Here is a 12641-nt window from a genome sequence, read left to right on the forward strand (position 1 = left end):
AAAAATGCTTCAGGACAAAGACCGCATCTTCAACAACATCTACGGCCTCTTCGACAAGTCGCTGGCCGGGGCGATGGCGCGTGGTGCCTGGGACAACACGCCGGGCATCATCGCCAAGGGGCGCGAGTGGATCGTCAACGAAATGAAGGCCTCAGGCCTGCGCGGCCGTGGTGGCGCCGGCTTCCCGACGGGCCTGAAATGGTCGTTCATGCCCAAGCAGAGCGACGGACGTCCGAGCTATCTCGTCGTCAATGCCGACGAATCCGAACCTGGCACCTGCAAGGATCGCGACATCCTGCGCAATGACCCGCACACGCTGGTCGAGGGCTCGCTGCTCGCCGGCTTCGCCATGGGCGCGGTTGCCGCCTACATCTACGTTCGCGGCGAGTTCATCCGCGAACGCGAGGCGCTGCAGCGCGCCATCGACGAGGCCTACGAAGCCAAGCTGATCGGCAAGAACAACACGTCCGGTTATGACTTCGACATCTACATGCACCACGGCGCTGGCGCCTATATCTGCGGCGAGGAGACGGCGCTGCTCGAAAGCCTCGAGGGCAAGAAGGGCCAGCCGCGGCTGAAGCCGCCATTCCCCGCCAATGTCGGCCTCTATGGCTGCCCGACCACGGTCAACAATGTCGAATCGATCGCCGTCGCGCCGACCATCCTGCGCCGCGGCGCCGCCTGGTTCTCGTCCTTCGGCCGGCCCAACAATGTCGGCACCAAACTGTTTTGCATCTCCGGCCACGTCAACAACCCGTGCACGGTCGAAGAGGCGATGTCGATCCCGTTCCGCGAGCTGATCGAGACGCATTGTGGCGGCATTCGCGGCGGCTGGGACAATCTCTTGGCGGTCATTCCGGGAGGCGCTTCGGTGCCACTGGTGCCGGCCGAACAGATCATCGACACGCCGATGGATTTCGACGCGTTGCGCGACCTCAAATCCGGTCTCGGCACGGCGGCTGTCATCGTCATGGACAAGTCGACGGACGTCGTGAAGGCGATCGCCCGGCTTTCCTACTTCTACAAGCACGAGAGCTGCGGCCAGTGCACGCCGTGCCGCGAAGGCACCGGCTGGATGTGGCGGGTGATGGAGCGGCTGGTTCGCGGCGAAGCGCAGAAGCGCGAGATCGACATGCTGCTCGACGTCACCAAGCAGGTCGAGGGCCACACGATCTGCGCATTGGGCGACGCGGCGGCATGGCCGATCCAGGGCCTGATGCGGCATTTCCGCGGCGAAGTGGAACGGCGCATCGATGAGTTTTCGCGCAATGCGCACCGGGCCGAGCCGGTGATGGTGGCGGCGGAATAGAGACTTTGTGACTGCGGGCGAAGCCCGAAGCGAAATACGGGCAAGTGCCCGATTTGAGACAACCGGGGCGGGGCGAACGAACAAACGACCAGGAGATATCTATGGCGCCGTATTCGACACCCTACTCATTGATGCCCAATTTGGACCAGCTCGAGAAGATGAACCAGGACCTGACCAGGATGATGCCGAAGGAGATGGCGAGTGCCGTCAACCTTCTCGCGCACCCCGTGGCCGGTGCGGCAGCGATGTCGGCGCTTGGCATCGGGCTCGTCAACCACGCCTTCGGCGTCTGGCTGGGCGCGCTTTCGGGGGCTACCGAGGCCTCGCAACGGCTGCTGCAGCCGATCGTCGATGATTTCGAGGCGCGCAGCGAGCGCTTTTCGGAGACGGAAAAGAACGCTTCCAAAGCCCGCGCGGCGACCAAGACCCTGATCGCCGAAGCGCAATCCTTCGCGCAGGATGTGACCGACATGGCAGCCAGGGAAGCCGCCGACACCGTGCCGGTGGTCGATGCGGGCCCGATAGCGGGCGCGGTTCCGGCCATGGTGATGCCGGAGGATTTCAGGCAGCCAAAGGCCATGGACAAGCCCGCGCATCCTTCCGACCTCAAGGCGATATCGGGCGTCGGCCCGAAGCTGGAGAGGGTTCTCAATGGCCTGGGCATCTGGACATATGCCCAGATCGCGGCATGGACGCCGGAAGAGGTTGCCTGGGTCGAAGACTATTTGTCGCTCACCGGCCGCATCGGCCGTGACGATTGGACTGCCCAGGCTGCGGCACTCGCCGTCGGGAAATGAATGAAATGCCGGCTGCGGTTTCGACCGCGCCCGGGACAAGAGATTGCGGGAAATCCGCAGGGGTTTGAGGCGAATGGCAAAGCTCAAGGTCGACGGGAAAGAGATCACTGTACCCGACCACTACACGCTGCTGCAGGCGGCGGAAGACGCTGGCGCGGAAGTGCCGCGCTTCTGCTTCCACGAGCGGCTGTCGATCGCCGGCAACTGCCGCATGTGCCTGATCGAGGTGAAGGGCGGACCGCCCAAGCCGCAGGCCTCCTGCGCCATGGGCGTGCGCGACCTGCGTCCCGGCCCGAACGGCGAGCCGCCGGAAATCTTCACCAACACGCCGATGGTCAAGAAAGCCCGCGAGGGCGTGATGGAATTCCTGCTGATCAACCATCCACTGGATTGCCCGATCTGCGACCAGGGCGGCGAATGCGACCTGCAGGACCAGGCGATGGCCTTCGGCGTCGATTCCTCGCGCTATCACGAGAACAAGCGCGCGGTCGAAGACAAGTATATCGGCCCGCTGGTCAAGACGGTGATGAACCGCTGCATCCATTGCACGCGCTGCGTCCGCTTCACCACGGAAGTCGCCGGCATTTCCGAGCTTGGCCTGATCGGGCGTGGCGAAGACGCCGAGATCACCACCTATCTCGAACAGGCGATGACCTCGGAGCTGCAGGGCAATGTCATCGACCTTTGCCCGGTCGGCGCGTTGACCTCCAAGCCGTTCGCCTTCCAGGCGAGGCCGTGGGAGCTGACCAAGACCGAATCCATCGACGTTATGGACGCCGTGGGCTCGGCGATCCGCGTCGATAGCCGCGGCCGCGAAGTGATGCGCATCCTGCCGCGCGTCAACGAGCAGGTGAACGAGGAGTGGATCTCCGACAAGACCCGCTTCATCTGGGACGGCCTGCGCACGCAGCGCCTCGACCGCCCCTATGTGCGCAAGGACGGCAAGCTGGTTCCCGCGAGCTGGGCCGAGGCTTTTGCCGCGATCAAGGACGCGGTGTCGAAGGCGGCACCCGAGAAGATCGGCGCCATTTCAGGCGATCTCGCCGCGGTCGAGGAAATCTACGCGCTGAAGCTGTTGATGGCTTCGCTCGGCTCGAAGAACACCGACTGCCGTCAGGACGGTGCCGCACTCGATCCGGCGCTCGGCCGGGCGGGCTATATCTTCAATCCGACCATCGAGGGCATCGAGCAGGCCGACGCGGTGCTGATCATCGGCGCCAACCCGCGCTACGAAGCTTCGGTGCTCAACGCCCGCATCCGCAAGCGCTGGCGGATCGGCAATCTGCCGGTTGGCGTCATCGGCGATGTCGGCGACACTCGCTACGACTATGAACAGCTGGGCGTCGGACCGGACTCGCTGAAGGATCTGGCCGACGGCAACGGCAAGTTCTTCCAGACGCTGAAGAAGGCGACGCATCCGCTGATCATTGTCGGCCAAGGCGCACTGGCGCGCGCCGATGGCGCGGCCGTGCTCGGCCAGGCAGCAAAGCTCGCCGCCGCCGTCAATGCCGCTAGGGCGGACTGGAACGGCTTTGCCGTTCTGCACAATGCGGCCGGCCGCGTCGGCGGCCTCGATCTCGGTTTCGTGCCGGGCGAGGGCGGCAAGAACGTCGCCGGCATGCTGGGCGAGATGGAGCTGCTGTTCCTGCTCGGCGCCGACGAGATCGACATGAGCAAGACCGGCGGCGCCTTCGTCGTCTATATCGGCACGCATGGCGATCACGGCGCGCATCGCGCCAACGTCATCCTGCCGGCGGCAGCCTACACCGAAAAATCGGCCACTTATGTCAACACGGAAGGGCGCGTGCAGCAGACCAATCGCGCCGGCTTCGCGCCCGGCGATGCGCGCGAAGACTGGGCGATCCTGCGGGCGCTGTCGGATGTGCTGGGCAAGAAGCTGCCGTTCGATTCGCTGCCGCAGCTGCGTGCGAAGCTCTATGGCGAATACCCGCATCTGGCCCGCATCGATCAGGTCGCGGCCGGCAATGCCGAGGACATCACTGAGGTGGCGAAGCTCGGCGGGCGGCTGAACAAGGGCACCTTCACCTCGCCGGTCAAGGATTTCTACCTGACCAACCCGATCGCGCGGGCATCGGCCGTGATGGCGGAATGCTCGGCGCTGGCCAAGAGCGGCTTCAAGCAGGCGGCGGAATAAGCATGGACACTTTCTTCTCCTTCTACGTGCTGCCGGCGCTGCTGATCCTTCTCAAGTCGGTCGTGCTGATCGTCGTGCTTCTGATCTTCGTCGCCTACATCCTCTACGCCGACCGCAAGATCTGGGCGGCGGTGCAGTTGCGCCGCGGTCCGAACGTCGTCGGCCCTTGGGGCACATTGCAGGCCTTCGCCGATCTGTTGAAGTTCGTCTTCAAGGAACCGGTGATCCCGTCAGGCGCCAACAAGGGCGTGTTCCTTTTGGCGCCGCTGGTCTCGGCTGTGCTGGCGATCTCGGCCTGGGCGGTTATTCCGGTCAACCAGGGCTGGGCGATCGCCAACGTTAATGTCGGCATCCTCTATGTCTTCGCCATCTCCTCGCTCGAGGTCTATGGCGTGATCATGGGCGGCTGGGCGTCCAACTCGAAATATCCGTTCCTCGGCGCGCTGCGTTCGGCCGCGCAGATGGTGTCCTACGAAGTCTCGATTGGCTTCGTCATCGTCACCGTGCTTTTGTGCGCCGGGTCGCTCAACCTGTCCGACATCGTCTTGTCGCAGCAGGATGGGCTGGGAACGAAGCTCGGCCTGCCCAACAGCTTCCTCGACTGGCACTGGCTGTCGCTGTTCCCGATGTTCGTCATCTTCTTCATCTCGGCGCTGGCCGAGACCAACCGCCCGCCCTTCGACCTGGTGGAAGCCGAATCGGAACTGGTCGCCGGCCACATGGTCGAATATTCATCGACGCCGTTCCTGCTGTTCTTCCTCGGCGAATATGTCGCCATCGTGCTGATGTGCGCGCTGGCCACCATCCTGTTCCTCGGCGGCTGGCTGCCGCCCTTCGACTTTGCGCCGTTCACCTGGGTGCCTGGCGTTATCTGGTTCGTGCTGAAAGTCTGCTTCGTGTTCTTCGGCATCTCCATGGTGAAGGCCTTCGTGCCGCGCTACCGCTACGACCAGCTGATGCGTCTCGGCTGGAAGGTGTTCCTTCCGATCTCGCTGTTCATGGTGGTCGCCACCGCCGCCTTCCTCAAGATCACGGGGTTTGCGTGATGTCCGCTTTGTCCCAAGCCGCAAAATCGCTGCTGCTGCAGGATTTCGTCAGCGCCTTCTTCCTGTCGATGCGCCAGTTCTTCGCGCCGAAGGAAACGATCAACTATCCGCACGAGAAGGGTCCGACCAGCCCGCGCTTCCGTGGCGAGCATGCGCTGCGCCGCTATCCCAATGGCGAGGAACGCTGCATCGCCTGCAAGCTGTGCGAGGCGATATGCCCGGCGCAGGCCATCACCATCGAGGCCGGCCCGCGCCGCAACGACGGCACCCGCCGTACGGTGCGCTACGACATCGACATGGTGAAGTGCATCTATTGCGGCTTCTGCCAGGAAGCCTGCCCGGTCGACGCTATCGTCGAGGGGCCGAATTTCGAGTTCGCGACTGAGACGCGCGAGGAACTCTACTACGACAAGGACAAGCTTTTGGCGAATGGCGACCGATGGGAGCGCGAACTGGCGCGCAACATCTCGCTGGACTCGCCGTACCGCTGATATTTGACGCATGGACGGGGCGAGGGGCCTCGTCTAAGGACAACGCGGCTTGGGAACCGGAGGCGGTACCAAGTCACAGAAGCGGACATGGCGAGAGCCGGTCCGGACAGGAACCCGGGGGAACCCCATGCTGAGTGGACTAGAGGCGGCCTTTTTCTACCTCTTCGCCTTTGTCGCGGTGGCGTCGGCGTTCATGGTCATTTCGTCGCGCAACCCCGTGCATTCGGTGCTGTTCCTGATCCTGACCTTCTTCAACGCCGCCGGCCTGTTCATGCTGACGGGCGCCGAGTTCCTGGCGATGATCCTGCTCGTCGTCTATGTCGGCGCGGTCATGGTGCTGTTCCTGTTCGTCGTCATGATGCTTGACGTCGATTTCGCCGAGATGAAGGAAGGCGCGCTGCAGTATGCACCGATCGGCGCGCTGGTTGGGCTGATCCTGGCGGCGGAGCTGATCGTCGTGCTCGGCGGCTATACATTCGCGCCGCAGCTGGCCTCGACGGTGTCGAAACCGATCCCGGATCTCGCCACGCGGACGAATACGGCCGCACTCGGCGACATCCTCTATACCGACTACCTCTACTACTTCCAGATTTCGGGCCTCGTGCTGCTGGTCGCCATGATCGGCGCGATCGTGCTGACGCTGCGCCACAAGGAAGGGGTGAAGCGGCAGTCGATATCAGCCCAGGTCGGCCGCACCGCGGCGACCGGCATGGAAATCCGCAAGGTGAAGTCGGGCGAAGGAGTCTGAGATGGTCGTCGGCATCGCACATTATCTGACCGTATCGGCGATCCTGTTCACGCTGGGCGTGTTCGGCATCTTTTTGAACCGCAAGAACGTCATCGTCATCCTGATGTCGGTCGAACTGATCCTGCTTGCGGTCAACATCAATTTCGTCGCTTTCTCCGCCGCACTCGGCGACCTCGTCGGCCAGGTGTTCGCGCTGTTCGTGCTGACGGTCGCGGCGGCCGAGGCTGCCATCGGACTTGCCATTCTCGTCGTCTTCTTCCGCAACCGCGGCTCGATCGCGGTCGAAGACGTGAACATGATGAAGGGTTGACGGAACCACCATGTATCAGGCCATCGTCTTCCTTCCCCTGCTCGGCTTCCTGATCGTCGGCCTGTTCGGCACGTCGCTTGGCGCCAAGGCATCCGAATACATCACCTCAGGTTTCCTGGTGATCGCCGCGGTGCTGTCGTGGGTCGCCTTCTTCACCGTCGGCTTCGGCCATGGCGAGGTGTTCACCGTGCCGGTGCTGCGCTGGATCCAGTCGGGTGGATTGGAGGCGCCCTGGGCGCTGCGCATCGACACGCTGACGGTGGTGATGCTGGTGGTGGTCAACACCGTGTCGGCGCTGGTCCACGTCTATTCGATCGGCTACATGCACCACGATCCGAACCGGCCGCGCTTCTTCGCCTATCTCTCGCTGTTCACCTTCGCCATGCTGATGCTGGTGACGGCCGACAATCTGGTGCAGATGTTCTTCGGCTGGGAAGGTGTGGGCCTCGCCTCCTACCTGCTGATCGGATTCTGGTACAAGAAGCCGTCGGCCAACGCCGCCGCCATCAAGGCCTTCGTCGTCAACCGCGTCGGCGATTTCGGCTTCGCGCTCGGCATTTTCGGCGTCTTCGTGCTGTTTGGCTCGGTCAATCTCGGCACCATCTTCGCCAATGCGGCGACCTTCATTCCGGCTGAAGGCGCGCCGCAAGGTGCTGCCGTGCTGACCTTCCTGGGTTATGCACTGGACAAACAGTCGGCCATGACGATCGTCTGCCTGCTCCTGTTCATGGGCGCCATGGGCAAGTCGGCGCAGGTGCCGCTGCACACCTGGCTGCCGGACGCCATGGAAGGCCCGACGCCGGTCTCGGCACTGATCCATGCCGCCACCATGGTGACCGCCGGCGTGTTCATGCTGGCGCGGCTGTCGCCGCTGTTCGAACTGTCGCATTCGGCGCTGACGGTCGTCACCTTCATCGGCGCCTTCACCGCCTTCTTCGCCGCGACCGTCGGTCTCGTCCAGAACGACATCAAGCGCGTCATCGCCTATTCGACCTGTTCGCAGCTCGGCTACATGTTCGTCGCGCTCGGCGTCGGCGCCTACGGTGCCGCGATCTTCCACCTGTTCACGCATGCTTTCTTCAAGGCGCTGCTGTTCCTCGGCTCGGGCTCGGTCATTCATGCCGTCTCCGACGAGCAGGACATGCGCAAGATGGGCGGCCTGAGGTCGCTGATCCCGACCACCTACTGGATGATGGTGATCGGCACGCTGGCGCTGACCGGCGTCGGCATCCCGGTGACGGTCATCGGCACCGCCGGTTTCTTCTCCAAGGATGCCATCATCGAGAGCGCCTTTGCCAGCCACAATTCAGTCGCCGGCCTCGCCTTCGTGCTCCTGGTCATCGCCGCCTGTTTCACCTCCTTCTATTCCTGGCGGCTGATCTTCATGACCTTTCACGGCAAGCCACGGGCGAGCCATGAGGTGATGCACCACGTCCATGAATCGCCGCCAGTGATGCTGGTGCCGCTGTTCGTCCTGGCCGCCGGCGCGCTATTTGCCGGCATCATCTTCCACGGCGCCTTCATCGGCGAGGGCTATGCCGAATTCTGGAAGGCGTCGCTGTTCACGCTACCGGACAACCACATACTGCACGAGATCCACGAACTGCCGCTGTGGGTCGAGCTGTCGCCCTTCATCGCCATGCTGATCGGCTTCGCGCTGGCCTGGAAGTTCTACATCCGCTCGCCGGACATGCCGGTCAATCTGGCCGCCCATCATCGCGGGCTGTACGCCTTCCTGCTCAACAAGTGGTACTTCGACGAGCTTTACGACTTCCTGTTCGTGCGGCCCGCCAAGCGCCTCGGCCATTTCCTGTGGAAGACCGGCGACGGCACCATCATCGATGGCCTCGGCCCGGACGGTGTCTCGGCGCGAGTCGTCGATGTCACCAACCGCGTCGTCAAGCTGCAGACCGGCTACCTCTACCATTATGCCTTCGCCATGCTGATCGGCGTTGCCGCACTCGTCACCTGGATGATGCTCTGATGACCGCCTGGCCAATCCTCTCGCTGGTCACCTTCCTGCCGCTGGTTGGTGTGCTGCTCATCCTGTTCATCAACGATGACAGTGAAAACGCGCGCCGAAACATCCGCGCCATCGCGCTGTTGACGACGACGTTCACGTTCATCATCTCGCTGTTCATCTGGACCGGCTTCGACAACTCGCAAGCCGGTTTCCAGTTTGTCGAGAAGGTTGCCTGGCTCGACTCCGGCATCTCCTACCATATGGGTGTCGACGGCATCTCGATGCTGTTCGTCATCCTGACGACCTTCCTGATGCCGCTTTGCATCCTGGCGTCGTGGGAAGCGATCGAGAAGCGCGTCAAGGCCTATATGATCGCCTTCCTGCTGCTCGAGACGCTGATGATCGGCGTGTTCTGCGCGCTGGATATCGTGCTGTTCTACGTCTTCTTCGAGGCTGGTCTGATCCCGATGTTCATCATCATCGGCGTCTGGGGCGGCAAGCGGCGCGTCTACGCCTCGTTCAAGTTCTTCCTCTATACGCTGGCCGGCTCGGTGCTGATGCTGCTCGCCATCATGGCGATGTTCTATCAGTCCGGCACGACAGACATTCCGACGCTTCTGACGCACAATTTCCCGGCCAACATGCAGACCTGGCTATGGCTCGCCTTCTTCGCCTCCTTCGCGGTGAAGATGCCGATGTGGCCGGTGCACACCTGGCTGCCCGACGCGCACGTCGAAGCGCCGACGGCAGGCTCGGTGATCCTGGCCGCAATCCTGCTTAAGATGGGTGGGTACGGCTTCCTGCGCTTCTCGCTGCCGATGTTCCCGCTGGCGTCGGAAATGTTCGCGCCGCTGGTGTTCACACTGTCGGTCGTCGCCATCATCTACACCTCGCTGGTGGCGCTGATGCAGGAGGACATGAAGAAGCTGATCGCCTATTCGTCGGTCGCCCATATGGGTTTCGTCACCATGGGCATCTTCGCCATGAACCAGGAAGGTGTGCAGGGCGCCATCTTCCAGATGCTCAGCCACGGCCTCGTCTCCGGCGCGCTCTTCCTGTGTGTCGGCGTCATCTATGACCGCATGCACACGCGTGAGATCGCCGCCTATGGCGGCCTGGTCAACAACATGCCGAAATACGCCACGGTGTTCCTGATCTTCACCATGGCCAATGTCGGCCTGCCCGGCACCAGCGGTTTCGTCGGCGAGTTCCTGACCATGCTGGGCGTGTTCCGCGTCAACACCTGGGTGGCGTTCTTCGCCGCCACCGGCGTCATCCTGTCGGCGGCCTACGCGCTCTGGCTCTATCGTCGGGTGATCTTCGGCGCGCTGACCAAGGACAGCCTGAAGGGCCTGCTGGATCTGTCGCCGCGCGAGAAGGTGATCATCTACCCGCTGGTCGTGCTGGTCATCTTCTTCGGCGTCTATCCCGCGCCCGTCTTCGACGCGACGGCCGAATCGGTCAAGTCGCTCGTCACCAATGTCACTGCATCCATCGGCGCCGCGCAAACCGCGGCGGCGAACTGACCAGGGGTTTTGCGAACCATGACGCCGGACCTTCTCTCCAGCCTGTCGCTTTCGACGCCAGAGCTCATCCTTGCCATCGGTGCCCTGGCGCTGCTGATGGTTGGCGCCTATTCGCGTGCCAACACCGCCAACACCGTAACCGGCCTTGCCGTTGCCGTGCTGGTGATTGCTGGCGCCTGGCTGATCTTCCATGTCGGACAGGGCAGTGCCTATGGCAACGCCTTCATCCAGGACTCCTTCGCCCGCTTCATGAAGGTGTTGGCGCTGACCGGCTCGGCGGTGACGCTGGTGATGTCGATGCGCTTTGCCAAGGCGGAGCATTTCGACAAGTTCGAATATCCGGTGCTTGTGCTGCTCAGCACGCTCGGCATGATGCTGATGATCTCGGCCAACAGCATGATCGGGCTCTATCTCGGCCTCGAACTGCAATCGCTGGCGATCTACGTGCTGTGCGCGATCAACCGCGACAATCTGCGTTCGACCGAAGCCGGCCTCAAATATTTCGTCCTCGGCGCGCTGTCGTCGGGCATGCTGCTCTACGGCATCAGTCTGGTCTACGGTTACACCGGCAACACCGGCTTCCAGGAGATCGCTTCTGCGCTGGGCAGCGGCGAGCGCCAGCTCGGCCTGGTTTTCGGCCTCGTCTTCGTGCTGGCCGGCCTTGCCTTCAAGATCTCGGCGGTGCCGTTCCATATGTGGACGCCCGACGTCTACGAAGGCGCGCCGACGCCGGTGACGGCCTTCCTGGCGGCTGCACCCAAGATGGCGGCGATGGCGCTGATGGTGCGTGTCACCATGGGCGCGTTCAAGCCGATCGCCTCCGACTGGCAGCAGATCATCGTCTTCATCTCGATCGCCTCGATGGCGCTCGGCGCCTTCGCGGCGATCGGCCAGACCAACATCAAGCGACTGATGGCCTATTCGTCGATCGGCCACATGGGCTATGCGCTGGTCGGCCTTGCCGCCAACAGTCAGGCGGGCGTGCGTGGCGTTGCCATCTACATGCTGATCTATCTGGTAATGACGCTCGGCACCTTCGCCTTCATCCTCGCCATGCGGCGCAAGGAAGGCAATGTCGAACAGATCAGCGATCTGGCCGGCCTGTCGTCGACCAACCCGATCATGGCAACGATCCTGACCATCCTGATGTTCTCGCTGGCCGGCATTCCGCCGCTCGCCGGCTTCTGGGGGAAATGGTATGTCTTCCTCGCCGCCATCAACGCCAACCTCTACGCGCTGGCGATCATCGGCGTTCTGGCCTCGGTGGTGGGCGCCTATTACTATCTGCGCATCATCAAGATCATGTGGTTCGACGAGCCGGTCGGCGGCTTCGTGCCGATGGCGACGGAACTGCGCCTCGTGCTCGGCGTCAGTGGCGCCTTCGTGCTGTTCTATGTGCTGATCGGCGGGCCGATCGGCACCTATGCCGAAGCCGCCGCCAAGACATTTTTCTAGACGGCATGGCATTTCGGCTGGCTCCAACCTCGGCGTCGGAAGGGTTCCGGCTCGAGGCGCATGACAGCGTCGGTTCCACCAATGCGCTGGCGCTGGACCATGCCCGGGCAGGCGACCCGGGCAGACTGTGGGTCGTCTCCAAGAAGCAGGAAAGCGGGCGCGGACGGCGCGGTCGCGTCTGGGCGACGCCCGAGGGCAATCTGGCGGCGACACTGCTTGTCATGACCACTGCCGAGCTTCGCCTTGCCGCAACGCTTGGCTTCGTCGCCGGGCTGGCGCTAGCCGATGCACTCGACGCCGTGGTGCCGAAGGGTCGAATCGCCATCGGCCTCGATGGCGCAAGCGCCGGAAAAAGCCGTTTCGAACTGAAATGGCCGAACGACGTGCTTGCCTCCGACGCCAAGCTGGCCGGCATCCTGCTGGAATCGGCGATCCTGGACGGCGGCCGCTTCGCGGTGGCTGTCGGCATTGGCGTCAATGTTGTGGCTTATCCCGAGGATTTGCCTTATCCGGCAACATCATTGCGCGCACTGGGCGCGACATGCGATGCGGAAACGCTGTTTCTGGCGCTGTCGGATGCCTGGAGCGAGAATGCCCGGTTGTGGGACGAAGGGCGCGGACTTGCCGCCGTCAGGCGACGCTGGCTGGCACGCGCAGCGGGACTTGGCGGCGAGGTTGCTGTCAGAATTGACGGTAATGTGGTGCGTGGGGTGTTTGAAACCATTGACGAGGACTGCCGTTTTGTGATTCGCGACGATGAAGGTTCGGTTTTGACGATTGCCGCCGGCGACGTGCATTTTGGCGCAGTCGCGTCGGCCAGGGTCTAAGGGGCTTGGCCTGA

Annotated in this window: 11 protein-coding genes; all 11 read left to right on the plus strand. The window is 63.1% G+C overall.

What is annotated here, in order from left to right:
* The first annotated feature begins 4 nt into the window (after nucleotides 1–4).
* The 11 genes from nuoF to AC1RZR_RS18320 all read left to right on the plus strand — a co-directional run bounded on the left by nuoF (nucleotide 5) and on the right by AC1RZR_RS18320 (nucleotide 12627).
* Nucleotides 5–1309, plus strand: coding sequence for an NADH-quinone oxidoreductase subunit NuoF (gene nuoF, locus AC1RZR_RS18270; RefSeq protein ID WP_477274842.1), 1305 nt, complete (start codon nucleotides 5–7; stop codon nucleotides 1307–1309).
* 101 nt (nucleotides 1310–1410) lie between these two features.
* On the plus strand, nucleotides 1411–2106 hold the full coding sequence (locus AC1RZR_RS18275; RefSeq protein WP_481825509.1) for a helix-hairpin-helix domain-containing protein: 696 nt from the start codon (nucleotides 1411–1413) through the stop codon (nucleotides 2104–2106).
* A gap of 73 nt (nucleotides 2107–2179) precedes the next feature.
* Nucleotides 2180–4261, plus strand: a complete 2082-nt coding sequence (gene nuoG, locus AC1RZR_RS18280; RefSeq protein ID WP_481825510.1) for an NADH-quinone oxidoreductase subunit NuoG — start codon at nucleotides 2180–2182, stop codon at nucleotides 4259–4261.
* 2 nt (nucleotides 4262–4263) lie between these two features.
* On the plus strand, nucleotides 4264–5307 hold the full coding sequence (gene nuoH / locus AC1RZR_RS18285) for an NADH-quinone oxidoreductase subunit NuoH (RefSeq protein ID WP_481825511.1): 1044 nt from the start codon (nucleotides 4264–4266) through the stop codon (nucleotides 5305–5307).
* The gene (gene nuoI / locus AC1RZR_RS18290) at nucleotides 5307–5798 is read left to right on the plus strand and encodes an NADH-quinone oxidoreductase subunit NuoI (protein WP_023812382.1); all 492 of its coding nucleotides are present in this window, start codon (nucleotides 5307–5309) and stop codon (nucleotides 5796–5798) included. Before nuoH ends, nuoI begins: the two co-directional genes overlap by 1 nt.
* Nucleotides 5799–5925: 127 nt before the next feature.
* Complete coding sequence (locus tag AC1RZR_RS18295; RefSeq protein ID WP_477274850.1) at nucleotides 5926–6546, plus strand: NADH-quinone oxidoreductase subunit J; 621 nt, start codon at nucleotides 5926–5928, stop codon at nucleotides 6544–6546.
* A gap of 1 nt (nucleotide 6547) precedes the next feature.
* Nucleotides 6548–6856, plus strand: a complete 309-nt coding sequence (nuoK, locus tag AC1RZR_RS18300; protein WP_019858930.1) for an NADH-quinone oxidoreductase subunit NuoK — start codon at nucleotides 6548–6550, stop codon at nucleotides 6854–6856.
* 10 nt (nucleotides 6857–6866) lie between these two features.
* Nucleotides 6867–8840 (plus strand): NADH-quinone oxidoreductase subunit L, encoded by a 1974-nt coding sequence (gene nuoL / locus AC1RZR_RS18305; protein ID WP_481825512.1) that lies wholly within the window; start codon nucleotides 6867–6869, stop codon nucleotides 8838–8840.
* Nucleotides 8840–10345: an NADH-quinone oxidoreductase subunit M gene (locus AC1RZR_RS18310; protein WP_477274854.1), complete on the plus strand. Its 1506-nt coding sequence runs from the start codon at nucleotides 8840–8842 to the stop codon at nucleotides 10343–10345. Before nuoL ends, AC1RZR_RS18310 begins: the two co-directional genes overlap by 1 nt.
* Before the next feature lie 18 nt (nucleotides 10346–10363).
* Entirely contained in the window at nucleotides 10364–11800 is a 1437-nt protein-coding gene (gene nuoN, locus AC1RZR_RS18315) for an NADH-quinone oxidoreductase subunit NuoN (RefSeq protein ID WP_481825513.1), read from the plus strand.
* Between the two features lie 5 nt (nucleotides 11801–11805).
* Nucleotides 11806–12627 carry a biotin--[acetyl-CoA-carboxylase] ligase gene (locus AC1RZR_RS18320; protein WP_477274858.1) on the plus strand — a complete coding sequence of 274 codons (822 nt, stop codon included), beginning with the start codon at nucleotides 11806–11808 and terminating at the stop codon, nucleotides 12625–12627.
* The last annotated feature ends 14 nt before the right edge of the window (nucleotides 12628–12641 follow it).

The organism is Mesorhizobium bavaricum (assembly GCF_056781655.1).